The organism is Bacillus sp. J33 (assembly GCF_000518885.1).
GTDB lineage: Bacteria > Bacillota > Bacilli > Bacillales > Cytobacillaceae > Cytobacillus.
This window is the reverse complement of the sequence record NZ_JAEL01000026.1, coordinates 1-24,796: the sequence shown is the minus strand read 5'-3', so window position 1 is coordinate 24,796 and position 24,796 is coordinate 1. Positions and strand designations below refer to the sequence as shown.

At 40.4% G+C, this 24,796-nt stretch carries 26 protein-coding genes; 12 read left to right on the top strand and 14 right to left on the bottom strand.

What is annotated here, in order from left to right:
- Window positions 1-26: 26 nt before the first annotated feature.
- The 5 genes from L634_RS0110400 to hemE all read right to left on the bottom strand — a co-directional run bounded on the left by L634_RS0110400 (window position 27) and on the right by hemE (window position 6,553).
- The gene (locus L634_RS0110400) at window positions 27-2,195 is read right to left on the bottom strand and encodes a YhgE/Pip family protein (RefSeq protein ID WP_026582400.1); all 2,169 of its coding nucleotides are present in this window, start codon (window positions 2,193-2,195) and stop codon (window positions 27-29) included.
- Between the two features lie 72 nt (window positions 2,196-2,267).
- Entirely contained in the window at window positions 2,268-2,840 is a 573-nt protein-coding gene (locus L634_RS0110395) for a TetR/AcrR family transcriptional regulator (RefSeq protein ID WP_026582399.1), read from the bottom strand.
- Window positions 2,841-2,960: 120 nt separating this feature from the next.
- Window positions 2,961-4,400 carry a protoporphyrinogen oxidase gene (gene hemY, locus L634_RS0110390; RefSeq protein WP_026582398.1) on the bottom strand — a complete coding sequence of 480 codons (1,440 nt, stop codon included), beginning with the start codon at window positions 4,398-4,400 and terminating at the stop codon, window positions 2,961-2,963.
- A 26-nt stretch (window positions 4,401-4,426) separates the two neighbouring features.
- The gene (hemH, locus tag L634_RS0110385) at window positions 4,427-5,365 is read right to left on the bottom strand and encodes a ferrochelatase (protein WP_026582397.1); all 939 of its coding nucleotides are present in this window, start codon (window positions 5,363-5,365) and stop codon (window positions 4,427-4,429) included.
- Window positions 5,366-5,506: 141 nt separating this feature from the next.
- Window positions 5,507-6,553, bottom strand: a complete 1,047-nt coding sequence (gene hemE / locus L634_RS0110380) for a uroporphyrinogen decarboxylase (protein WP_026582396.1) — start codon at window positions 6,551-6,553, stop codon at window positions 5,507-5,509.
- A gap of 258 nt (window positions 6,554-6,811) precedes the next feature.
- Here hemE and L634_RS0110375 point away from each other — a divergent pair, with 258 nt between their 5' ends.
- Window positions 6,812-7,321 (top strand): antibiotic biosynthesis monooxygenase family protein, encoded by a 510-nt coding sequence (locus tag L634_RS0110375; RefSeq protein ID WP_026582395.1) that lies wholly within the window; start codon window positions 6,812-6,814, stop codon window positions 7,319-7,321.
- Window positions 7,322-7,653: 332 nt separating this feature from the next.
- Here the strand turns inward: L634_RS0110375 and L634_RS0110370 are convergent, their stop codons facing one another.
- The 3 genes from L634_RS0110370 to liaF are packed head-to-tail and all read right to left on the bottom strand — an operon-like array spanning window position 7,654 to window position 10,165.
- Window positions 7,654-8,292 carry a response regulator gene (locus tag L634_RS0110370; RefSeq protein ID WP_026582394.1) on the bottom strand — a complete coding sequence of 213 codons (639 nt, stop codon included), beginning with the start codon at window positions 8,290-8,292 and terminating at the stop codon, window positions 7,654-7,656.
- 1 nt (window position 8,293) lies between these two features.
- Window positions 8,294-9,331, bottom strand: a complete 1,038-nt coding sequence (locus L634_RS0110365; RefSeq protein WP_034262475.1) for a sensor histidine kinase — start codon at window positions 9,329-9,331, stop codon at window positions 8,294-8,296.
- 9 nt (window positions 9,332-9,340) lie between these two features.
- A complete protein-coding gene (gene liaF, locus L634_RS0110360; RefSeq protein ID WP_026582392.1) occupies window positions 9,341-10,165 on the bottom strand; it encodes a cell wall-active antibiotics response protein LiaF in 825 nt (274 codons plus the stop codon).
- A gap of 259 nt (window positions 10,166-10,424) precedes the next feature.
- Between liaF and L634_RS0110355 the strand changes: the two genes are divergently transcribed.
- Window positions 10,425-11,831, top strand: coding sequence for a hypothetical protein (locus tag L634_RS0110355; RefSeq protein WP_026582391.1), 1,407 nt, complete (start codon window positions 10,425-10,427; stop codon window positions 11,829-11,831).
- Window positions 11,832-12,123: 292 nt separating this feature from the next.
- The gene (locus L634_RS0110350) at window positions 12,124-13,332 is read left to right on the top strand and encodes a M20 family metallopeptidase (protein WP_026582390.1); all 1,209 of its coding nucleotides are present in this window, start codon (window positions 12,124-12,126) and stop codon (window positions 13,330-13,332) included.
- 188 nt (window positions 13,333-13,520) lie between these two features.
- Here the strand turns inward: L634_RS0110350 and L634_RS0110345 are convergent, their stop codons facing one another.
- The 3 genes from L634_RS0110345 to L634_RS0110335 form a co-directional block, all read right to left on the bottom strand.
- On the bottom strand, window positions 13,521-14,246 hold the full coding sequence (locus L634_RS0110345; RefSeq protein ID WP_026582389.1) for an EcsC family protein: 726 nt from the start codon (window positions 14,244-14,246) through the stop codon (window positions 13,521-13,523).
- A 293-nt stretch (window positions 14,247-14,539) separates the two neighbouring features.
- Window positions 14,540-15,763, bottom strand: a complete 1,224-nt coding sequence (locus tag L634_RS0110340; RefSeq protein ID WP_026582388.1) for an ABC transporter permease — start codon at window positions 15,761-15,763, stop codon at window positions 14,540-14,542.
- Window positions 15,756-16,496, bottom strand: a complete 741-nt coding sequence (locus tag L634_RS0110335) for an ABC transporter ATP-binding protein (RefSeq protein ID WP_026582387.1) — start codon at window positions 16,494-16,496, stop codon at window positions 15,756-15,758. Before L634_RS0110335 ends, L634_RS0110340 begins: the two co-directional genes overlap by 8 nt.
- 822 nt (window positions 16,497-17,318) lie before the next feature.
- Here L634_RS0110335 and L634_RS0110330 point away from each other — a divergent pair.
- The 3 genes from L634_RS0110330 to L634_RS0110320 all read left to right on the top strand — a co-directional run bounded on the left by L634_RS0110330 (window position 17,319) and on the right by L634_RS0110320 (window position 19,774).
- Window positions 17,319-17,738: an HIT family protein gene (locus L634_RS0110330; RefSeq protein WP_026582386.1), complete on the top strand. Its 420-nt coding sequence runs from the start codon at window positions 17,319-17,321 to the stop codon at window positions 17,736-17,738.
- 218 nt (window positions 17,739-17,956) lie between these two features.
- Window positions 17,957-19,039: a 3-phosphoserine/phosphohydroxythreonine transaminase gene (gene serC, locus L634_RS0110325; protein WP_026582385.1), complete on the top strand. Its 1,083-nt coding sequence runs from the start codon at window positions 17,957-17,959 to the stop codon at window positions 19,037-19,039.
- A 207-nt stretch (window positions 19,040-19,246) separates the two neighbouring features.
- The gene (locus L634_RS0110320; RefSeq protein WP_026582384.1) at window positions 19,247-19,774 is read left to right on the top strand and encodes a tryptophan transporter; all 528 of its coding nucleotides are present in this window, start codon (window positions 19,247-19,249) and stop codon (window positions 19,772-19,774) included.
- 52 nt (window positions 19,775-19,826) lie between these two features.
- Here the strand turns inward: L634_RS0110320 and L634_RS0110315 are convergent, their stop codons facing one another.
- Window positions 19,827-19,952 (bottom strand): hypothetical protein, encoded by a 126-nt coding sequence (locus L634_RS0110315; protein ID WP_332249045.1) that lies wholly within the window; start codon window positions 19,950-19,952, stop codon window positions 19,827-19,829.
- A gap of 446 nt (window positions 19,953-20,398) precedes the next feature.
- Here L634_RS0110315 and L634_RS0110310 point away from each other — a divergent pair, with 446 nt between their 5' ends.
- The 4 genes from L634_RS0110310 to L634_RS0110295 all read left to right on the top strand — a co-directional run bounded on the left by L634_RS0110310 (window position 20,399) and on the right by L634_RS0110295 (window position 22,781).
- On the top strand, window positions 20,399-20,755 hold the full coding sequence (locus L634_RS0110310; protein WP_026582382.1) for a YtxH domain-containing protein: 357 nt from the start codon (window positions 20,399-20,401) through the stop codon (window positions 20,753-20,755).
- A 301-nt stretch (window positions 20,756-21,056) separates the two neighbouring features.
- The gene (locus tag L634_RS0110305; protein WP_026582381.1) at window positions 21,057-21,632 is read left to right on the top strand and encodes an HTH-type transcriptional regulator Hpr; all 576 of its coding nucleotides are present in this window, start codon (window positions 21,057-21,059) and stop codon (window positions 21,630-21,632) included.
- Window positions 21,633-21,887: 255 nt separating this feature from the next.
- Window positions 21,888-22,436 carry a DUF3267 domain-containing protein gene (locus tag L634_RS0110300; protein ID WP_026582380.1) on the top strand — a complete coding sequence of 183 codons (549 nt, stop codon included), beginning with the start codon at window positions 21,888-21,890 and terminating at the stop codon, window positions 22,434-22,436.
- Between the two features lie 165 nt (window positions 22,437-22,601).
- A complete protein-coding gene (locus tag L634_RS0110295) occupies window positions 22,602-22,781 on the top strand; it encodes a hypothetical protein (RefSeq protein ID WP_009331432.1) in 180 nt (59 codons plus the stop codon).
- Between the two features lie 60 nt (window positions 22,782-22,841).
- Here the strand turns inward: L634_RS0110295 and L634_RS30965 are convergent, their stop codons facing one another.
- Window positions 22,842-22,928, bottom strand: a complete 87-nt coding sequence (locus L634_RS30965) for a YjcZ family sporulation protein (RefSeq protein ID WP_034262471.1) — start codon at window positions 22,926-22,928, stop codon at window positions 22,842-22,844.
- A gap of 65 nt (window positions 22,929-22,993) precedes the next feature.
- The gene (locus L634_RS32625) at window positions 22,994-23,077 is read right to left on the bottom strand and encodes a YjcZ family sporulation protein (protein ID WP_064503397.1); all 84 of its coding nucleotides are present in this window, start codon (window positions 23,075-23,077) and stop codon (window positions 22,994-22,996) included.
- Between the two features lie 444 nt (window positions 23,078-23,521).
- Between L634_RS32625 and L634_RS0110280 the strand changes: the two genes are divergently transcribed.
- Window positions 23,522-24,430, top strand: a complete 909-nt coding sequence (locus L634_RS0110280; protein ID WP_026582379.1) for a peptidylprolyl isomerase — start codon at window positions 23,522-23,524, stop codon at window positions 24,428-24,430.
- A gap of 126 nt (window positions 24,431-24,556) precedes the next feature.
- Window positions 24,557-24,796: IS1182 family transposase (locus L634_RS0110275; protein WP_009331768.1), on the top strand; the 240-nt coding region annotated here is incomplete at its 3' end.

Below are 24,796 nucleotides of genomic sequence, written 5' to 3'. Positions count from 1 at the left end.
TTGAAAGGGCTGGCTTTGTTATTGTATCAATTTGCCTGTTCTGTAACAGCTGCAAATTTTTTTCTATGCATAGCCGTAAAATATACAAAAGTTCCTGCAATGAAAATGGCTGAAAAAATACATAAAATGATCGCATTCTCCCACATGAATTCTAAGTTTCCGCTTGATATGACAGCCTTAAATCCTGAAACAGAATAAGTCATCGGCAAGTATGCACTAATTGGCTGAAGAGCTTCAGGGATCAATTCAAGCGGAAATGTTCCAGCACTTGTCGTCAGCTGCAGAATTAAAATAATGATCGCCACAAAACGACCCGGGTCACCCATGATGGTAACCAGAAATTGAATAAGAGCAATAAAAACAACGCTTGTTAACACAGTAAATAATAAAAACAATGGTACACTTTGGACTTCAAGTCCAAGTCCTGATAACAGGATAAAATCTGCTATAAGAGCTTGTATAATACCTATGCCCGCAAGTATACCAAGTTTGCTGGCAAACCAGCTAAAACCTGATCTAGGGATGCCAGCGGGTTCACGGAGCGGGAATACAATTGAAAGCAGCAATGCTCCAACAAATAATCCAAGAGATAGAAAATATGGAGCAAAACCTGTTCCATAGTTTGGAACTTCAGTGATTTTTTCGTTTGCCACTTTCACTGGATCAGCCATCATATTATAGGTTTTATCGCTGGCATTGACTGAAGAAGCTTTTTCAGCCCCATCAGCCAGTTTATCAGCCAAATCAGAGGATCCTTCATAAATCTTAGTGTTTCCTTCTGCAACTTTGTCTGCACCATTTTCAAGCTGCTTAGTACCGTCCGCAAAAGCTGCTGAACCTTGCGTTAGCTGTCCGAGCCCGCCTGATATATCTGCTGCTCCGCCAGCAAGCCGGTCTGCTCCCGTTTTTGCTTCAGCTAACTTTTGGCCGAACGTTGTCATTCCAGCCTGGAATTCTTTATGGCCCTGTACAAGCTGCTGAGAACCGCTTTCCAGCTCTGAAGTTCCCTGTGTAAGCTGATTTATGCCTTGCTGCAGCTGCAGCTGGCCATCCTTAAGCTCACCCATTTTTTGGGACAATTCTGCTCCACCTGCAGACAGCATACCTGCCGACTCTGCAAGCTGCGCTGAGCCTGCCTTCAGCTGGCTGAGGACTGCCTGAAGCTCAGCTTTTTCCGGCGACTCTTCAGGGAGCTGTGAAATTAATCCCTGCAGTTTCTGTACCAGCATGGCAGTGCCACCGCTAATTTTCTGTGCTTCCGTTTGCCATTGTTTTAAAGATGTAGATAGTGAATTTGCTCCAGCCTGAAGCTGGTCTGTTCCATTAATGATCAATGGAAGTTTTTCATTCACTGTCCCAATACCCTCTTTTGTTCGGGTAACTCCTGCCGATAATTGTTCACTTCCTGACTCCAGCTTACCTGAAGCCTCTTGCAGTTTCGCTTGTCCATCCGCCAGCTGCCCCAAACCTTCTGAAAGAGATTTTGCACCTTTGACCATTTCCAGCGAACCTTTATTGGCACTGCTTATTCCATTGTTAAACTCAATGGACTTATCTGCCAGAATGGCAAGCTTTTCATGTAAAGTTGCTGAACCATCCTTTAGTTCTGCAGCCCCTTCACTTATTTTTTCAGCACCTTCACTCGCCTGGCCGATGCCATCAGCCAGCTCACCAATCTTTTCAAACATGGTTTCTGCATATGTTTCAGTAACCTTTTCGGATAAAGATGCTTTGATTTTATCTACAGCTGTACCACCGATTTGTGCTGATAAAAAGTTATAACTTTCGTTTGGAACATAAATCAGTTTCATCTTCTGAGGATTTTCCTCAAGAAGGGTAGTTGCATTTTCCGAGAAATCCTTAGGTATTTCTACAAGCATATAATATTTTTGTTCTTTAAGATTTTTATATCCTTCTTCTTTATCAACGAATTTGAAATCAAAATCATTACTTTCCTTTATTTTTTCAACAAGTTCATTGCCAAGCTGCAGTTCAGTATCTTCAAAAATGGCACCATTATCTTCATTAACAATTGCAACTGGCAAATCATCCAAGTGGTCATACGGATCCCAGAATGCCCAAAGAAACATTCCGCTATATAAAATCGGAATAAACAAAACTGCAATGATAGGTATTAACAGCTTTTTGTTCTGAATCACCGCTGATAATTCCTTTTTAAATAGACTGTTCTTCATGATTACCCCTCCAAATCAACTAATTGACCAAAATGTTCATTTAGTCAATCCACTTAAAAAATAGAGGACTATCTAATTAGATAATCCCTTTATAATATATTGTTCAAATAGCATAGCTATCTCTTCCTTCTCTAAAGGTTTATGCCGCTGTTCCCAATCAAAAATCAAGGCGATATAAACCTTGAGCATAACAAACGCAGTCAGCTCCGGATCGCATTCCCGAATTTCTCCCTTTTCGATAGCAAGGGTTACCTTTTCCTTCAAATAATTTAAAATGGCATCCTCCAGCTGTCCGATTACTTCCAAAACAGCAGGCGTTCCCATTTCTTTTTCCTCCTGGAACAGTTTAATAGTAAGCTGATGCTTCAATCGAAACTCCAATATTTTATATAGTCCACGATGAACATTTTCATGAAAGGAGAGGGACGGGTCAATCGCTTCATCTGCTGCAGCCCTCATCTCCGTAATAAGAGAACGGATAATTTCATCGAAAAGCTCTTCTTTATTTTTGAAAAAAGTATAAATGGTACCTTTTCCTACATTAGCAAGCTTAGCAACCTGATCCATTGTTGTTGCCTTATAGCCGAATAAAGAAAAAGATTTTGTGGCTGCTTCTAAAATTTGCTGCTTTCGATCGACTGACATTTCTTCACCTCATATAAGTATGACTAAATGAGAATTTTGGTCATTTCGTACAAAAAGTAATTTATCATACATTAATTGAAAAAGCAACTTAAATTATTTAATTGCGCAAGAAAAAAGCTGTCACAATTGGACAGCTTCTTTCTTAATACTACATAAATAGTCTAGAACGCTTCTGACCACCTTTTCTCCCTGGTCAATACAATCAGGGACCCCTAAACCATCATAGGAGCTTCCCGCCAAAAAGACACCCGGCAGGTTTTCCTCAGCCTGTTTTTTTGCATTCTCGATCCGCTCTTTATGCCCCACAGTATATTGAGGCATAGAATTCTTCCACCTTGTTACGTAAGCAAATTCGGGGTTCATCGTGATATTCATCGTTTTATTTAAATCATCCAGGACAATTTTAATGATTTGGTCATCTGACAAATCGACAATGGCCTCATCCCCTGCTCTTCCAACGTAACATCGGAGCAGCATTTTTCCTTTAGGGGCAGAATGGGGCCATTTCTTATGTGTCCATGTACATGCGGTAATAGTATAGTCGCTGTTCCTGGAAACGACAAAACCTGTCCCGTTCATGTCCTTCTCAACTGCCTTTTCTGGAAAAGCAAGCGCTACAGTCGCCACAGAGGTAGATAACATTTCTTTAAATTCTCCAAATAGCCCCCAATCAGAAAAGATCGAGTGTACTGCAAAATGTGGTGCAGCCATTACGATGCTATCTGCCTGCAGCTTTTCTCCACCATTCATGTCGATGATATAGCCGCTGCCTTTTTTCCGGACAGATTCCACTCGGTATCCTTTAAAAACCGATCCAGGTTCAAGCTGCTTTTCAACAGCGTCGACAAGCGATTGAAGCCCAGACTTAAACGTTAGGAACATTCCTTCTTTTTTCTTTTTGCCACCAGTATTTTTAGGCTGTGAGCCTGCAGTTTTCTTCATTCCTAAAATTAAGCTTCTATACTTCTGCTCCACCTGATAAAACTGCGGGAATGTTGACATTAAACTTAGCTGATCGATATCACCCGCATAAATCCCAGAGAGAAGCGGTTCGATTAAATTTTCAACCACTTCATCGCCAAGCCTTCTGCGGAAAAATTCACCTAGTGACTGATCCTGTCCTGGATTTGAGCGCGGAAGCACAAAGTCTGCCGCTGCCCTTGCCTTTGCAGCAGGCGAGAATAATCCGGTTGTAATAAAAGGAGCAATTTGAGTAGGAATCCCCATAATCGATCCGCCTGGCATCGGGTAAAGCCTTTGCCTTGCCAGTACGTAGGATTTCCCTGATGTATTGCTGATAAGCTCTTTATCCATACCTACTTCTTTGGCAAGCTTGGACGCACTTTGTTTGCGCGCCAGAAATGAATCAGGGCCCCTTTCAATAATAAAGCCATCTCTTCTTATCGTCTGGATCTTCCCGCCCAGACGATGGGAAGCTTCAACAAGCTTTACATCCAAATGCAGCCCTTTCATTTTGGACTCCTTCTGCAAATAATACGCTGCCGTAAGACCTGTAATTCCCCCTCCGATAATTACAACCTTCTGTTTCTCTACCAGCACAGCAAATCGCCTTCTTTACTTAATTTTTACTTGCTCTCATTCAGCAATTTAAAAATGGCATCAGACATCGCATCAATAAATTCTGGCTTGGAATTTGGCATCTCTGGGCGGTAATAGCTAGCACCCAGTTCATCTGTTACAACTTTGCATTCATAATCATTGTCATAAAGCACTTCAAGATGGTCAGATACAAAACCAACAGGAGTATAAACAAACGCCTTATAACCTTTCTTTTCAAATAGTTCTCTTGTCAAATCCTGGACATCAGGGCCGAGCCATGGTTCAGGCGTATTTCCGGCGCTTTGCCAGCCAACAGCATAATCGCGGACTCCAGCCTGCTCAGCAATCATATCAGCCGTTTCCTGCAGCTGATGCGGATATGGATCTCCAGATTGCAGAATTTTTTCCGGCAAGCTGTGGGCAGAAACAATTAAAACTGCAGAATCTTTTTCTTCAGATGACATATGATCAAACGTTTCTTTCACCCTATCCGCCCAGTATTTAATGAACTTTGGCTCTTTATACCAGCTCTCAACTGACTTTATAACAGGGCCGCCTAGCTTTTCAGCTTCTTCTTTGGCCCTTCCATTGTAGGACTTCACACTAAATGTAGAGAAATGCGGAGCAAGCACAATGCTGACTGCCTCCTCAATCCCATCCTCATGCATTTGCTTGACGGCATCTTCTACAAACGGTTCGATATGCTTCAAGCCAAGATACAGTTTGAATTCATATTCATCCTGCATTTCATTCAAATGCTGCTCAAGCTTCTTGGCCTGATCTTTTGTAATTTCTGCAAGCGGCGAGATTCCGCCTATTGCTTTATATCTGCTTCTTAAATCCTCAAGCATTTCCTCAGAAGGCCTTCTTCCTCTGCGGATATGTGTATAGTAACGTTCAATGTCTTCCTCATTATAAGGAGTGCCATAGGCCATCACAAGCAATCCCAGTGTCTTTTTACCCATGTTATCCACCTCAATTTTCTTCAGTCTCTATCCCTTATTGTGTCAAAAATAAGCCGGATTACCAAAACTAATGCTCATGGAAATCGCTAATCCTGCATGGAATATCCGTCCTTTTAGAATGGCATTCCTGGTAAAAAAGGGCTACTTACTAAGTTTTGAAGCAGAGTATTCATGAATAAACGCTGTTAATCTTCTTAGCGTATCAGGGTTTACTTCAGGAAAGACACCGTGCCCCAAATTGAAAATATAACCTGGCTGTGCCATGCCCTGATCCAGGATGGCTTTTGCTTTTTCTTCGATAACTTCCCAAGGAGCTAGAAGAATAGCAGGATCCAGATTTCCTTGTACAGTTTTTGTTATTCCTTTGGCTCTTGCTTCCTGAATTGGAAGCCTCCAGTCAAGGCCCACTACATCAAGAGGGAGGTCATGCCATTCCATTGCCAGGTGGCTTGCACCGACTCCAAACATGATCAGCGGCACATTCTCTTCTTTTAATGAAGAAAATATTCGATTCATAACGGGTTTTATAAAATAACGATAGTCTTCTACATTCAATGCACCAACCCAGGAATCGAAAATTTGGATGGCTTTTGCGCCTGCCTTGATTTGTGATTTTACATACGTAATGGTGATTTCACCCAGTTTATCCATTAATGCAAACCAAGCTTTAGGTTCTGCATACATAAATGCTTTTGTTTTGTTGTAATTTTTCGAAGGGCCGCCCTCAATCATATAGCTGGCAAGAGTGAATGGGGCTCCTGCAAAACCGATTAAAGGAACAGTTAACTGCTCTTGTGTAAGAAGCTTAATAGTATCAAGCACATATGGAACATCCTCTTCGGGGTGGATTTCCCCCAGCTTTTCTACATCGGCAAGCGAACGGATCGGATTTGATATTACAGGGCCAATGCCTGACTTAATTTCAACATCCACTCCAATAGCAGGTAGAGGTGACATAATATCTTTGTAAAGAATCGCCGCATCATTGTTATATTGCTCAACAGGCAATCTAGTCACATAAGCGCAAAGTTCAGGCTGATGGGTAATTTCAAACAGCGAATATTTTTCTTTAATTGCTCTGTACTCAGGCTGTGACCGGCCAGCCTGGCGCATATACCATACAGGGACATGATCTGTTTTCTCACCTCTAGCCGCCCTTAGAAATGTATCATTAAATGAATTAGTCATTAAATTTTTTCCACCTTTCAAGACTTGTCTGCATATTATTGTAATATATATATACACCAATTAGAAACACGCTATCATTAATGAATATATCCTTTTTTCAATGCTCTTGTATAGTTTTGCAGGCCAAATGTCAAAAAATTGACGTTTTTACTATTCCTAAAGGGGAAATAATTGAATGGTTGGATAACATGTTAAAATAATAATTGGCATGCCCAGATGCCTATATAGGATAAAAAAATAGCTTATTGAGGTGAAGAGATGAAATTTTATATGACGAGCGGAACCTATGAATATTTAAAGAAGATTGAAGAAAAGCACCCCAATGAAACGATGCTCACCATGCAGAACCCTGACACAGCATTGCTAATCCATGAAACATCGGGAGCTACCCTTTTTAAAGAGCCGCGGAAATATGAAGTAATTGATTCATCCGGAACCTTTGACAACGCGGGTTTTGCTGTTTTGAACAATATTCCTGTTACCGATGAAGGAAGGCCGCTTTTTGAGCACCGTTTTAAAAACAGGGCAGGCCTAATAGAAAACGAACCTGGTTTCGCTGCCATCCGGGTCCTCCGGCCGCTCGAATCGAATACCTACATTATCCTTACTCTATGGAATGATGAGAAGTCCTATAGAGATTGGCAAGGTTCAAAGGCTTTCGAAAAAGCACACGTAAAACAGGAAGCCGAAAGCGGCATCGATAAACAGCCGCATATATTCTCGAGCCCTTCATATGCAGCAAAATATTATATTCCCGAGGATGAATAAGCAAAACCTGCGGCACCAGAGCCTGACAGTTATAATTATTAATATAGATACTCTCTTAATCTTTAATTAAAAGGCTCTTTTCTCATAGATTGTTGTTTTAGTTTATAAATTTTGCCTGTTGATTTCCGCTCTGGACACTTGCTTTCCGCGGGGAGCGGTGCGAGCCTCCTCGGTTTCGCCTATGGGTCTCACATTTCCCTCTTTTCTGAGCTGGAGTCAAGTGCCCTCGCTACAATCAACTCAGTTTGTTAAACTAAGTTCGCCTTCAAAAAGCATCAAACCTTACGAAAAGAGCCATTAAAAAAAGGATGAGCCCTAAAAGCTCATCCTTTTTATGCTTGCTTCTTAATGATTCCGTTTCTATTGGCATAGACTGCCGCCTGAGTCCGGTCAGATACGCCCAGTTTGCTCAGTATATTGCTTACATGCGTTTTCACGGTTTTAATGCCAATAAATAATTCCTCGCTGATCTCCTGATTTGTCATTCCTTCACCAATGCACAAGAGAACATCAAACTCTCTTTCTGTTAAATCATCATGAGGCTTTTTTTCCTGTGTGCGGAAGCGATTCAGCATCTTATTGGCTACCCTGGATTCTATTTCAGGCTCTCCCATTGCTGCTTTCTTAATGGCAGCTACAACTTCGCCAGCACTTGCTGTTTTAAGCATGTAGCTGAATGCGCCTGCTTCAATGGCAGGAAACACTTGTTCATCATCATAATAGCTAGTAATAATAATGATTTTACAATCAGGGAAGCTTTTCAGTATCTCCCTCGTTGCTTCAATTCCATTTCCGTTCTCCATAAGCAGATCCATCAGGACAATGTCTGGTCTCTCTTTTAAGGCAAGCTGAACAGCGTCTTTGCCGCTGCATGCTTCCCCAATGACCTTTATCCCCTCCTCAGTTGCCAGGTAAGAGATAATCCCCTTTCTTACCATTTCATGATCATCGACAACAGCAACCCGAATCACCTTAACCCCTCCCCTTTGCCGGAATTCTGATATCTAAATAAGTACCTTCATTCTCTTTGGAACGGATTTTAAAAATCCCGCCAACTTCCTCACAGCGTTCTCTCATCGTTTTCAGCCCATATGAGGCCATTCTCTCTTTATGAGGATTAAATCCCTTTCCGTTATCTGCAATAAAAAGGTAAACATAATCATCTTCCTCTGTTAATGATATTTTTATTTTCCCTGCATCCGCATGGCGGAGAACATTCGATAATGCCTCCTGGACAATCCTGAACACATGCTCTTCTGCTGCTTTTGAAAGCTTTTCTATTTCATCAATGCTTGCCTGAAAATCGATGTTTGTTTTAGCCTTTAGTTCCTGTATTAACTTAATAATTCCATCGCAAAGCCTGTCATCACTCAACTGAATAGGCCTTAAGTGAAGAAGGAGAGCCCTCATTTCACCTTGCGCCTTGGCGGCGATCTCTGAGATTTCAATTAACTGCTCCCTGGCCTTTTCGCTGTCAAGGTCAAAAACCCTCAGTGCAGCAGAGGTCATCATACTTAGGGCAAACAGCTGCTGGCTAACCACGTCATGAAGATCCCTTGCCAAACGCTGTCTTTCTTCCATTACAGCTGCGGAGTGGGCAGTTTGTGCGAGCGAAGATTTTTCATCAGCAAGCCTTTGCATGGAAAAAACCTGCTCCTGGATATTTTGAGCCAGCTGATTTAATTCATCTGATATTAACCCTATCTCATCTTTTTCAAATGCTTCCAATCTATCTGAATATTTGCCGCTCCTTAAAGTAGAAACAAACAATAAAATATCTCCTAGCCGCCCTTTAATTAAGTAACTGCCTTTTAGCCCAAAGTAAGCACCTGTCAGCAGCAAAACAGATAATAAGTACAAAAAAAGCCAGAATGAGCTTTGAATCGTATATGGCGCATCCGGATTATAAAATAAATAAACTTGAAGCCCCACAAAGAAAATCAATGAACTGATAATCGCCAGCATGATAAAGCTTTGTACAAACCAATACCTGATTCCCGTTTTTTTCATGATATCCCTCTATACTTTATCGATCCTGATGGATCCTATTTTTACCTGGACAGCTATTTTCAGCTTTCTTGATGCTTCATCATAATCTGGAGATTTATAATGGAGGCTTCTATTTAAATCCCCGGTCTTCTGGTCAAAAATCCGTATATCGCCAATGTTGATCTTTGAGTGTATCATTACAGGAATATTTTCAGGAATAATCATTTTTACATCCCCAATCCATCCCCTCACAATGACCGGCGTTTCTTTTTCAGGGATAAACGCCTTGCTGAAATCAATAAAATAGTCACCAATCATAGTATATAAATCCATTGGTTCCAAGGACCAATTAGGCTGTTTAAAATCCACATCCCCAATTGAAAATCCTCTTATATTCTTTAGCGGCTGAGGACTTTCATATTTTGAAATATTAATGATTTTCCTATCTGCCGCATCTTCGTCCTTTTCATATATGGAAGCCGGGAAATCCTGTTCAAAATGGACTTTAAAACGATCCTTTTTCAATAAAATCGTTATGCCTATAAAGACAAGAAACAGCGGCCAAAGTTTCCATATGTCCACAAATCCAAATTCAATTATATCCAGGCGATCCAAGATCAAAAGAAAAGAAAAAACAGTCAGAAATATACCTGGAAACAATCCGCTGCGGCTTTTCTTAAATACAGCTGACAGAAAAGAATGAGCCCCCAGTAAAAAAATAATGAACGGAAAAATTACGACAAATACCTCTTTTATTTCCAAGGAAATGACACCGATATTCATGAGGAGAAGCAAAACTCCTATTGCCGATAAGCTTACCGCGAAGAGTATTTGATTGACTGACCTGTATCTCACTGGCGTTCCCTTCCTTCTATTCTCCTAATTCTAATATTCGCTAAAATCTATACTTTCTCCTGTTAACCTTCTTTGACTTTATTCTATCAATCCGCCATTTCTTTGAAACATTCCCCAGAGTGTTTCTCTCTCCGCCTCGAGACTGATTCAGCCCCTATCACAACTTTCTTTTTCCATCATATTCTGTAATACATTCCAAACCGGGTGATTCGCCCAGAACGGCGCTTCTCTCAAGGAATTATGAAGGGAGGATTTTAGGATGGGAGTAGAATTAACTGCGCTCCACTGGATATATGTTCTTTTTATTCTTTTTATTATCTGTTTCATGGTCATGAGAAGGGATACAACACTGGTATGCATTGCGGGGATATTTTTAATTGCCATCACGGCGACAGGCTCCTTAAGCGGATCGGTAAGCAGCATTTTTACAAGTTTCATATTTGCTATCACAGAACTTCTTTCTACTATACTGGTCATTTCCATTATTGTGGCAATGAGCCGCACCCTGACAGCAACCGGCATAAATGATGTAATGATCTCACCTTTTGCCAGGTTTATCCGTACACCCGCCCTGGCCTATTGGACAATCGGAATATTAATGATGGTCATTTCCTGGTTCTTTTGGCCATCTCCTGCTGTAGCTCTGATGGGAGCAGTTCTCCTCCCTGTAGCGATTCGAGTGGGGCTGCCTGCGCTTGGAGTTGCCATGGCTATGAACTTATTTGGGCATGGCATTGCATTATCGGGTGACTTCATAATCCAGGCTGCACCAAAGCTAACTGCAGATGCAGCCGGGCTGCCAGTCGGGGATGTAATCTCAGCAAGTGTTCCGCTTGTTATTGTAATGGGAGCAGTTACGACAATTACAGCTTTCTTTTTGATCAAGAGAGATATGAAGAATGGAAAACTGACAGCAGCTACGGGCATTGCTAATAATTCACCAAGTGCCCTTCAGGCTGATAGCAGCAATGCACAAATGCTTTCACTAAATCAGAAACGTTTTTTTGCGCTATTGATTCCTCTTTTATTTGCAGCAGATGTGGCAGCCATGTTTGTACTGGATTTGCAAGGTGGAGATGCAACGGCTTTAGTAGGCGGGACATCAATCTTTATCCTGCTGATCATTACACTGGCAGCCCATCGAAATAAAGGCCTTGAAAAAACAACGAGCTATTTAATTGAAGGGTTTCAGTTTGGGTTCAGGGTATTTGGACCGGTTATTCCAATTGCAGCTTTTTTCTACTTGGGGGATTCCGGATTCACGCAAATGATTGGAGATTATCTGCCAAAGGGCTCTCACGGAATCGTTAACGACCTGGGTATTGGGCTTGCATCTGTCGTACCTTTAAGCAAGGAGGTCGGTGCCATCACTTTAACAGCTGTAGGGGTAATTACTGGCCTGGATGGATCTGGATTCTCTGGCATCTCACTTGCGGGGTCGATTGCCAATTTATTTGCTGCAGCCATTGGCACAGGTGCAGCCACATTAACAGCTCTTGGTCAGGTAGCTGCAATTTGGATTGGAGGAGGCACACTGGTTCCATGGGCGCTAATCCCTGCCGCTGCCATTTGCAATGTAGATGCCTTTGAGCTTGCACGAAGAAACCTTCTTCCGGTAACGATTGGATTGGTTGTTACTACCATCGTAGCCATGTTCCTTATTTAATCCATTGCTGAAATTCAGACTATCCCCCGAAGGATAGTCTTTTTCTTAGTCAATGATATGCCCTTACCTGCCGATAGAAGGGAAGTGTTTTTTATAAGCCCCTATAGAGAACATTGCACTTAAATTTTCTCATCTCCACTTTCGTTAGCCTCTTCCATAAAATACCTAACCTATATGATTAATATTTTTCAACTTTATTTTTGCAAAATTCACAGAAACAGATAATTCCTCCTTTACTTTATTAAAGAATGTTATAATAATAGAAAAATTAAATCAGTTGGGAGAGAGAGGCATGTCCGAGAATTTATTCAAGAAACTTGAAGGCTATTACGATGAAATGGTTTCAATTCGACGCTACCTTCATCAGCATCCTGAGGTATCTTTCAAGGAAGAAAAGACAGCCCATTATATCAAAACCTATTATGAGGAGCTGGGTATTGAAGTCCGAGGACATGTAGGAGGGAACGGAGTAATCGCTAAGATTTATGGCAGCAAACCTGGAAAAACAATCGCATTAAGAGCTGACTTTGACGCTCTTCCAATTCAAGATGAAAAGGATGTACCATATAAATCTTCAGTTCCAGGAGTCATGCATGCTTGCGGACACGACGGGCACACTGCCACTTTGCTTGTTCTGGCGAAATCTCTTCATGAAATGCGTGAAGAATTAGAGGGTACATATGTAATGATTCACCAGCATGCAGAGGAATATGCACCAGGCGGCGCCATATCGATGATTAAAGATGGATGCCTGGATGGTGTGGATGCTATTTTTGGCACTCACTTATGGGCAACCGTGCCAACTGGAAAGATTCAATACCGTGTCGGGCCATTTATGGCAGCAGCAGATCGATTTGAAATTATCGTTCAAGGAAAAGGCGGGCATGGAGCACAGCCTCATAAAACAAAAGATGCAATTGTAACGGCTTCACAGCTTGTTGTGAACCTGCAGCAAATCGTAAGCCGAAAAGTAAATCCGATTGATTCAGCTGTTGTAACAATCGGTTCATTTATGGCGGATAATGCATTTAATGTTATTGCCGATAGAGCTAAATTGATCGGCACTGTAAGAACATTTAATGAAGAAGTGCGCACTAACATCGAAGAAGAAATTGAGCGTATTGTTAAAGGAACATGCTATACCGCAGACAGTTCCTATGTATACAATTATCATAGAGGCTATCCTGCAGTGGTCAACCATAAAGCAGAAACAGAATATCTAGTCGGCTGCGCAGAAAAAATCGATGACATCAATACCATTGAAGAGACAGACCCAGACATGGGAGGAGAGGATTTCGCTTATTACCTCCAGCATGTGAAAGGAACTTTCTTTTTTACTGGAGCAAGACCGGTAAACACAAATGAGAATTACCCCCATCACCATCCAAAGTTCGATATTGATGAAAAAGCCATGCTGATTGCAGCTAAAACACTTGGTGCTGCAGCTTTAAATTATCACAGCTTCCAGGGAAGCAAGGATTCGGTTGAGATAGGCCAGTAGGGTGAAAGAATGAATTGGGTCAGCGGGCTGGCCCGATTTTTTTGAAGGTCTTTATGTGTACCCTTTCTTCTGACGCATACGCCTCCTTTTTGGCGCATAAAGGTCCCCTTTAAGCCGATAGTTGTGCACCTCGATTAAAAACACACCTCAATCCACCTCAGGTTTCTAAAAAATAAACAGCACCAAGCCTAATCAGGCCTTGGAGCTGTTTTTAATATTCTTAGGCGGTATGCATTTTTTGCTGTTTCACCAAGGTGGTCAAGCAAATTGTAATTTGCATAAGCACCAACAGCTGCACCTATGCCAGGGACGAGCTGAAGCATTTTAACAAAGTCAATATAGTCTCGGTATTCCTGCTGAAACACCTTCCAATCCAACTCTGTCAAACCTTCCTTCCGGTCCTCCCATTCTTCAATCAGCTTCAATGTTTCCTTCCTTTTATCATCACTTGAAAACGCGAGCTGAAAGATATGAAGAATAAAGAGGCGTTCTTCATACTCATCTGTGTCATAGCCATATATGGAGGCCGCTTCAAAAAGAAATTTCATTTTAATGCTTAACAGCAGAGGGAAATCCGCAAGGCCGAGGAGAATGCCTCCAGCCCCTGTACCGGCTCCCTCAACCGCAGCCGTTTTGCGGTAGGCCGCAACCTTTCCTTCCAGCTTTTGATCCATTTCAGCCAATGTGCTGCTTGCTGATTGTTTTTTTCTGGTTATTGCGTTGGATCCGATTAAGGTTGCCTTTACCATATTTTTAATGCTATCCGTGATGATTTTGTGTGCTTTTTCAGGAATAAGGCTGTTCACCTTTGTTTGCGCTTTTTTTGAAATCCGATTTAAAAGACTGGAGCGTTTATAAATTTGCCTCTTCCATTCCTCGATTTCCTGATATGCTTTTAGTTCATATTGTTTCATAGGCATACCTTCCTTTTGTCAGGTTTGCTATTAGTACGCATATCGTCATGGAATAGTTTCACTTTATTTTTGGCTCTTTTCTCATAGATTGTTGTTTTAGTTTATAAATTATGCCCGCTGATTTCCGCTCCGGACACTTGCTTTCCGAGGGGAGCGGGCGAGCCTCCACGGCTTCGCCTGTGGGGTCTGACACTTCCCTCTTTTCTGAGCTGGAGTCAAGTGCTTTCCACTACAATCAACTCAGTTTGTTAAAAGTTTTCCTTCAAAAAGCAACCAACTTTACGAAAAGAGCCTTATTTTTTGTCAGCTGAACGCAATCGCGTTTGGATATACATATGCGTATATACGTAGGCAAACACAATGCCTGCGGCTAACGATACCAGGAATGCCATCCAATCTCCTTTTGCTAAAACAGCTAGGGACAGCAAAAAAGCCTGAAAATATAAAATGGCTGACAGCAATTGTTTAAATGATTTTTCTTTAAATCTTTCTTGAACAGGATATAGAGACACCCACAATTTATGCTGGTAATGGTTCCAAAGAGGCAAAAGCTGAAAACCTGTTAAGTACATAAACAGCAGCACCATCAAAACTTGACCCAACCCAAAGGATATAAGGTATATTGCTGCCCCGCCGATAATAGTCAAGCGAATGAACAGGCCAAAATAGTCACCTGACCGGAGAAATGTCCTTGCAAAAAGATTTTTGAAAGTCTCATCCTGCTTAAAAGGGATGCTTGCAAGCAGCCAATCAAGCCATTTTCTTCTCTTTACCTGGTCTCTTAGCTTTGGAACATCTGTGAACATATTGGCCAGCCGGTAAAAAGACGTCATTCTTCTTTCTTCCTGGTCAATTAAGAACTCCCATTTAAGGCCTTTATCTTTTGATTTGGTGCTGAAATAGATAAACAGTATGATTAGCAGCACTCCGACCGCAAGAATGAATATCAGGGATGCGCCCGAGAACAGCATATAAAGCAACACACCATTGATGGCATAACGAACAAGGGTATCGAACAAATGAACAGTCGTCTCGACATAATACTGGATTTTCCAGCGGATTAGCAAATTGATTGCCTTTACCGCAAGAAGAATCACCAAATACGGAAGAAAAGCTTTATAGTCACCTTCATTTACACGTGCATACATAGGCATAAAGATCCCGAGCCCCATGATAAGCAGGTATGCATGCACTAAAAAACTGACAAATATGGAACGTCCAAAATATCCAGAAAGCCTGTCCTCAAGCGGCAGAAGGAATACTCTGTCCGCCTCTGAAAGAAACGTGTAGATCGGGCTGTATGTAAGCAGAATGGCCAGAATAACCGCCATCACTGCTGCTGCAGGAAACTGTTCCGGCAGGGTCTTTAGCCACTCCTGATAATAGTATGCGGCAGTACCAAGCAAGAAGACCATGACAATTACAATATGGCCATTAAAAATATAGCGGAGGTAGCGGGAAAGCTCTTTACTTGTTCTCCCGAACCGCTCTTTCCACAAACGTTTTTCATCAAACATAGTCTTCTTCCTTTGTGAGCTGAATATATAAATCGTCAAGAGTTGCTCCCGGCATGGCAAATTGCTGCTGCAGCTCTGCCAAAGTGCCTTTTGCCCTTACTTTTCCATCATGCAAAATAACAAAGCGGTCACAATACCTTTCTGCTGTAGCCAGGATATGAGTAGACATTAAAATCCCTGACCCGCTTTCTTTCATTTTTTTCATTAGGTCAAGAAGCGACTGGATGCCAAGCGGATCAAGGCCAACAAAAGGCTCATCCACTATATATAAAGAAGGCTGAACCAGAAAAGCGCACATAATCATTACCTTCTGCTTCATCCCTTTTGAAAAATGTGCAGGAAACCATTTTAATCTCTTTTCCATGCGAAATTCCTTTAGAAGCTTTTCCTGTCTTTTTTTATACTCCTTTTCCGGGACACCGTATGCCATTGCAGTAATTCTTAAATGCTCTTCGAGTGTAAGCTCATCATAAAGGATAGGCGTTTCCGGTACAAAGGTAAATTGTTTTCGGTAGCCTTCCTTATCTTTAAGAAATTCTTTGCCATTTATGGTTATCGAGCCTTCATGCGGTTCCATTAAGCCAATAACATGCTTTATGGTCGTGCTCTTTCCTGCTCCGTTCAGACCAATCAGGCCCACTATTTCATTTTCCCCGACTTCAAAGGAAACGTCCTTCAAGACGGGGTTTCTTGTATAGCCGCCTGTCACATTTTTAATCTCCAATAGAGCCATTCTCCAACGTCCTTCCCGTATCCTATGTAAGACCATTGTAAAAAAAGCCAAAGTGAGTTGTCCAGTTTGAAAATATCTTCAATTTTCTTCACATATAAAAATGGAAAAAGGGCATTCTAATTTTTGAAGGGGAAACAAGTCATTTGATTCCATCGAATGATTAAAACTTGAAATGAGGTGTCTGTCGCAGACAGTGTCCTTTCAGTATAAACTTCAAACGTTCCTAACAAGGGGATGGTTGCATTGCACAACAATGTGAAAACCTGCTGATCTTTAACACTTGATCGCTTTACCCGTAAGTGGTCACTAAGTCATTTTAAAATGAGGTGTTTGTTAAAGACTATCATCTATGCTTTATACGCCGAGAAAGCATATAAAGAAATAAGGGGATGGTCCGATTGAACAAAGATCGAGTTTCTCTATAACTAAACACATTTCATTAAAAAATGAGGTGTTTATCAAAGAGAATTTCCTGAAGTAGAAACGTCCTGAAGTAGCTTCCCCTTCACCGAAGGCAGGATTCCATGCGGATCCTGCCTTTATTTGCTATCCTGCTGCCCTTGCATAGAGCCGGATTCAACCACCCTTAAAAACCCAGGAACTAATCCTTAACATCTGATGTCTCCGCCTGTTTCACTCTTTCACTCTTTCACCTATACAATTTAAATTGTGACAGAAAAAGCTAACGCAAACCTCTTTTCATTCGGGAGCTGAACCGACTATCATTGTCAATACCTCATAGATGAAAGTTTCACTTTATCGTTTTTTTGCTGAATATGGTAAAATCGTATTAAAGATAAATTGGCGATAGGAGTTGTAAAAATGAGCGATTGTATTTTCTGTAAGATTATTAAAGGCGATATCCCCGCAGCAAAAGTATACGAAGACGAACATGTAATGGCATTTCTTGATATTAGCCAGGTTACTAAGGGACATACACTTGTCATTCCGAAAGTACATAAAGAAAACTTGTTTGAAATGGACCCGGAAACAGCAAGAAACTATTTCGAAGCCGTTCCCAAGATTGCAAATGCCATTAAGGCCGAGTTTAATCCGGCTGGATTAAACCTGCTTAATAATAACGGCGAGCTTGCAGGGCAAACAGTTTTCCATTTTCATTCTCACCTAATTCCAAGGTATGGGCATGGTGATGGTTTAGGTGTAGTGTGGAAGTCCCATCAATCAGAATATACCGCATCAGACCTCCAAGAAATTTCAGATGCCATCCAAAAGCACCTTTAAAAAACAGGCTTTCCTGCACTGGCAGGAAAAGCCTGCTTTTTTTAAGCCACTCACTTTCCCCCAATTATAATATGCTTACCCCCTAAATAATTTTCTAAATGTTCATTATTTTCCCTGTACAAAACAATAAATTTTGATAACATATAAAATATCTTTATTTCTTTACAGCGTTATAGTAAAGTGATTTTTATTTTTCACTTGATTTGGAGGGGAAAAAAATGAACCGGGCACTTAATTTCAACGCAGGCCCCGCGGCTTTGCCTGAAGCGGTTTTAAAGAAAGCAGAAAAAAATTGGCTGAATTTTAATGGCAGCGGCATGGCTGTTATGGAGCTCAGCCACAGAAGCAAGGAATATCAAACGGTCCATGATCAGGCAATTTCACTTCTTAGGAACCTGCTATCCATTCCCAAGGAATATGAAGTCCTTTTTATTCAGGGGGGAGCAAGCCTTCAATTTTCAATGGTTCCTATGAATTTACTTGGAGAAGGCCAAATAGCCCAATATGTACTAAGTGGCTCCTGGTCGGAAAAGGCATTAAAGGAAGCTAGTAAAATTGGAAACACCAATATTGCAGCTTCAAGTAAAGATCAGAAATATCGGTTTATTCCGGATTATATTGAAGATGCCAGCGAAAGCAATGCGGCTTATCTTCACATAACGAGCAACAATACCATTTATGGAACGCAATGGCATTCCTTTCCTTCAAATGAGAAAACACCTTTGATTGCAGATATGTCCAGCGATATCCTGTGCAGGCCTTTGGATATTAATAATTTTGATTTAATCTATGCAGGAGCCCAGAAAAATCTTGGTCCATCCGGGGTTACAGTGGTAATCATACGCAAAGAGCTTTTGAAAAAATCACCTGAAGGTTTGCCGTCCATGCTGAATTATCATACTTATGCTGAAAATAATTCCTTATATAATACACCGCCTACTCTGGCTATCTATTTGCTTTCCCTTGTTCTTGAATGGGCTGAAGAGGAAGGCGGCCTTCAGCAAATCCAAAAAATGAATGAAGAGAAAGCAAAGATTCTTTACGATGTTATAGATAAAAGTAAAGGGTTTTACATTGGACATGCTCATGACGACAGCAGATCCCTGATGAATGTTACTTTTAACTTGCACAGCGAAGAAGCCTCCATGGCCTTTTTACAGCAGGCAAAAGAGGCTGGCTTTGTCGGCCTCGGTGGACACCGTTCAATTGGAGGCTGCCGCGCTTCCATTTATAACGCAGTGCCGATAGAACATGTCCAAAAACTTGCAGAATTCATGAGAGCCTTCAAAAGCAAATATTAAGGCTCTGTTAAATTTGCCTGTTGATTTCAGCACGAGGCACTCGAGCGCAACAATAAGCTTTAACACAGCCAATATTAAAAATATTTGCACCTTTTCTTTCGGAAAATATATGTTATAATGAGTTAAAGTTTTTCGCTGCAGGCAAAGAGTGCACTGCAGGAGAAACCAGGTTAAAAGAGTTTGAGATTAGCAGAGGAGAGATGAGAAATGAATACAAAAAATTTAGTCGCCCTTTCCCTATTAGTTGGGATGGGAGCAGTACTGCATGCGGTAGTTCCGGGATTTTTCCTTGGAATGAAACCCGATATGATGCTTACCATGATGTTTTTGGGAATTATCCTTTTCCCTGACAAAAAAAGCGTTTTGCTTTTAGGGTTGGTAACCGGCTTAATTTCCGGCCTAACTACAACCTTCCCTGGAGGTCTAATTCCAAATATCATTGATAAACCAGTTACAGCATTTGCATTTTTCGCTTTATTTTTAGCTTTAAAGAAGTTTCGAAAATCCATTGTCAGTGCTGCTGTATTAACAGCGGCTGGAACAATTATTTCTGGGATTGTATTTTTAACATCTGCATTCCTGATCGCCGGGCTCCCCGGGCCATTTGCAGCTTTGTTTGCAGCAGTAGTATTGCCTGCTGCAGCCGTTAATACTGTCGCTATGGTCATCCTTTATCCGGTGGCACAGTCTATCGCAAACAGAACAAAGCTGACACATCAAACGGTTAGCCAGTAATAGAAGAACGAATTTCAAAAGCCCGCAGCCTGCGGGCTTTTTTATCTAAGTATTATTGAAAACTCCCAACAATCAGGGCAAGCAAAAATAAAACTGCTCCACCCGCTGCTAAAGCAGCAGCCCTTTTTTTAAGAACATATTTCGGAGGATAAACTCCGGGTTTTTTTATTAATAACAAAAAATTTATTCCTCCCAAAAACAACACCACACTTAATGCAAATAAGCCAACGGCCGCTCCCGACAACCGATCGCCTCCCTTCAAGCCCCAAGCTGTAATAACCTTTAGTGTATTGTATGCCTGTATCCTCCCGGCTATGAGAGGATATGGTTTACCTTGCCTTGTTTTGTGATATAGATAAAGAAAAGCTTTTAATTCTTAGCTATGTTTAATCATTTTTGGGCACTATGCAGATTAAAGCTGAAGGCGCAATAAAGCGTGAGCATTTTCTTCGTGCGCTGCTTTAAGACAGACTGAAGGAAACTCAAAAGGCTCGTCCTGTACGGAGAGGAGCGCCTGACTGTCCAGTGAAATCACAGAGAAGCTCATAAGAACATTATTTTCAGCTTTAGAAAAAGGAATATTGTAGTAAAATAGATATATAACAAGATTTTGAGGTGAAGGTCATGAAAGCCAAATCGTTATTGCTTGGATTCCTTGTTGGCGGTGCAGTGGCCGGTATTTCGGCACTTTTGACAGCCCCTTCTTCAGGAAGAGAAACACGGCAATATTTAAAGGAGAGCAAAGATTCTTTAAAAAGCCAATTTACTGAGCTGAAAGCTGAATTAATGGATATAAAAAACTCAGCTTCTTTTGCAACTAAAGAAGGCAAAACTGCTCTTAAAGAGTTTTCAAAAGACATCAAGGCTTCCATTAATAATTGGAAGGATGAGATTCGTCCTCATCAGCACGAGCTTCAGAGGGAATTGCAGGAAATTGAAACTGCCATCCGTGAATTAGAAGCAAACTTAAGTTCCAAATAATAACTTTTCAAAAAAAGTCCTTCTTTTTAAGTTAAAAAGAAGGATTTTTTCATTTTTAGCAGAAAACCAATATATTATAAAAATGCTTTATTTTTTTATTTATCCGAAATATGGCTATAATCCTTGTAATAGAGCCTTTTATGGAAATACAAAAAGATATTTCTAAAAATTTCGTAAATTAATATCTTTATTAATTTTTGTTTTATTGGCATAATGATAATAAGAAAAGCAAATAGAAAAGCTGGATCGTCTCCAGAAAAAAAGCTTTCTTATCAATCTTACAAAGAAGGTGAATAATGGAATGGCGGATAAACCAATCTCTATGAAGGAAGCAATGATTTTCAGCCAAAGGATTGCACAATTAAGCAAGGCTCTATGGAAGTCTATTGAGAAAGATTGGCAGCAGTGGATTAAACCTTACGATTTAAATATTAACGAACACCATATTTTATGGATTGCTTACCACTTAAACGGAGCATCTATTTCTGATGTAGCAAAGTTTGGTGTTATGCATGTTTCAACTGCATTCAATTTTTCCAAGAAACTCGAAGAACGCGGTTTTCTTCAATTCTCAAAAAGAGAGAGCGATAAAAGAAATACCTATATCAAATTGACTGAAGAGGGAGAAAAGGTTCTATTAAGCCTAATGGAGACTTATTCACCCGATAAAAATGCTGTTTTCTCAGGTGCTATGCCACTAAGGGATCTCTATGGCAAGTTTCCTGATATCATCGAGATCATGGCAATTGTCCGTAATATTTACGGTGATGACTTTATGGAAATCTTCGAAAAATCCTTTTCTAACCTTGAGAATCAATTTGAGGAAGAAGAAGGAAAATTAAAGAAAAAAGAAACAGCCCAAAAGGAACTTGTATAGAAAAAGAACAGTTCCTTTCCTTTTTAAATTTATGTAAACCCTTACAAAGCGAATGCATCACATTCGCTTTTCGTCTCGATCATCTTTGTTCACCTATTCACATTATTCTCTCTCGCTTCCTGATTTTTTCCATTTAAAGAAAGATTTTTTTCGACAAAATGCTTTGTTTTTCCCTATTGATTTTTTCCTGTTTTCATCGTAAAGTATCTTAGTAAGTTTGGAAGATTACTATTTTCTCCTTGTGGAGGTACTGATATGATGAACTGCTGGAAGACGATTAACTTTACAAAGCAATATGGATCACAAAGACTTTTTATATTGTCTTCCTTAACCATGCTGGCTACGTTTATTCTTGCATATGTTCCTGCTACTTATTTATTTGTGCCAGAATCCTTTTACGATAATTATTTCATTTTTTTTGCAGCAGGCCTCTGGTTTATATATCCGCTGCATAAGCTGCTTCACTATTTGCCCATAGCACACCTGGGTAAAATTATAAAAAAACACATTACGTTTCGATATGGCTTAATGCCTGTTATTAATATTAGGATTACCGAGCCGATTTCAAAATGGCTTTTCCTGACTGCCACTTTGGCGCCGACACTGGTTATAAACAGCTTGCTGCTGGCGGCGTGCTTTATTTATCCGCATTATGTCCATTATTTAATTATATTGTTTGCCTACCATGCAGGTATTTCATTTTCCGACATGGTCTGTGTAAAAAATGTGCTTACTGCACCAAATCATTCATATATTGAAGAGAATGAAGATGGCTTTGAAATTTTATTGCATACACATCAATAACTTTATAGATTGATAAAAGGTATCCTAAAAAAGGATACCTTTTACATACCGCCGCTTTTTTACAGGCAATCTTTTATACTATCTTTTTTGTGTGAATTTTGTTATTGTAAATAACAGACAAATCATGCAATGAATCAAAATGACTGCCCAAGGAGGGAATCTTGGATGATCTCCATTTTTATTATTTTTGCCGTTTTTATATTATTTTATATCAACAAGATGACAAACTCGCTTTGTCTTCAAAAAGAGATTCCTGAGGAACGGCAGCCTAAAGTGTTTAGAACCATCAACATACTTATTACCATCCTGCTTATATCTTCCTTTGTAGAAATCTTGTATGCATAATAAAAGAGGCGGAAAATTTTCCGCCTCTTTTTATATACAATTGACTTCAAACATCAAAAATTAGTAAGCCCAAGACGCTCCAATGATGATTAACAAAATGAACAGAACGACAATTAAGGCGAAGCCTCCGCCGTATCCTCCTGACATAAAACATCCTCCTTTCAATTTGTGGCAAAGGGCCCTTTTATATCGGCCCTATGCCCATCATAAAATTACAGCCACGCAGCTCCTACAATGATTAATAAAATGAACAATACAACGATTAAAGCGAAACCTCCGCCATATCCAGCACCCATGATAACACCTCCCCTTCAGGTTGCTACCATATCCTATTCATTTGCCTCTTTGACGGGCTAGGCTTTTATCCCTGCCCCGCCATTTTTTTTAGGCTGTTTGAAACCTTCCAATAGGGGGTTTCAATGTATCATATGTACAAAAAGACGGAATGGGATGGGCAAATACCCAGATTTTTTTAAAATAGACAGGATCTGCATTCCTAAATAGGGTAATTCCAGCTATCTTCTGCTTTTGTTATTTTTTACATTTATGGTATAGTAGGGATTGTGATTAATTTAAAAAAAACTCTGTTAAAGCTTATTGTGATTTTGGACACCCTGTTGATTTAAGCAGATGGCCCGAAACCCTAGAAAAAGGTATTCTTATTGTTTTGGTTCTGCCTAGAGCGAAACCAACAGGCAAGTTTTACAGGGAACTTGAAAAAAAATTTAGGAGTGTTCAACATGAAGAAATGGATGCTATCCCTCTCCATAGCGGCCGGCGTTATTGGATTGAGTGCATGCAACAATGCTGACGGCGGGTCAGGTGATGTTGTTGTTGAAACAAAAAGTGGAAACATTACAAAGGACGAGCTTTATGAAGCAATGAAGGACAAATACGGTGAGCAGGCTCTCCAAGAGCTTATTTATGAAAAGGTTCTTTCTGATAAATATAAAGTAACTGATGAAGAATTAAACCAGAAAATAGATGAATTGAAGCAGCAGCTTGGCGCTAACTTTGAGATGGCGCTTATGCAATATGGCTATAAAGATGAAGATGACCTGAGAGAAACTTTCAGAACAGGTCTGCTTCAAGAAAAAGCGGCTATTAAGGATATTGAAGCAACAGAGGAAGAAGTAAAAGAATACTATGATAATTATAAACCGGAAATAAAGGCCCGCCATATCCTTGTTGATGATGAGAAGACTGCCAAGGAAGTTAAGAAAAAGATTGATGAAGGCGGAAAGTTTGAAGATCTGGCAAAAGAATATTCAAAAGATCCAGGTTCTGCAGCTAACGGCGGGGATCTGGGTTGGTTCGGCCCTGGCCAGATGGTTCCTGAATTCGAGGATGCAGCTTATGCTCTTGATGTCAATGAAATCAGCAACCCGGTACAGTCCGAACACGGTTTCCACATCATCCAAGTAACAGAGAAAAAAGAGAAAAAATCATTTGAAGAAATGAAAGAAGAAATGGAATATCAAGTTAAAGTGTCAAAGCTCGATGGCGAAAAAATCCAGAAGGCAATGGAACGTGAATTAAAAGCGGCAGACGTTGACATTAAAGACAAAGATCTTAAAGGAATTTTGAAAGAACCGGAAGCTGAAGAAGGAACGAAAGAAGGAACGAAAGAAGAAGCAGAAGAAAAGTAAATACACAAAAAGGGGTCTCCATACCGGAGACCCTTTCAGACTGTCGACAAACTCGATGAAAATCGTGCTTGTCTGCAGTCTTTTTTATTTTAAAATAGAAGTAATACAATGCTTGAGGTGATTTAAATGCTTTCAAAACATAATCCAATTCAACGGGATCAAATTGAAATGGTTGCTTTAGACGAACTTGTACCGGCGGACCATTTGGTCCGCAAAATTGAAGCGGCGATTAATTTCTCATTCATCTATGACTTGGTAAAAGATAAGTATTCAGAAAAAGGCCGCCCAAGTATTGACCCTGTAATATTAATTAAACTCACATTTATTCAATATACCTTCGGTATTCGCTCCATGCGTCAAACAATT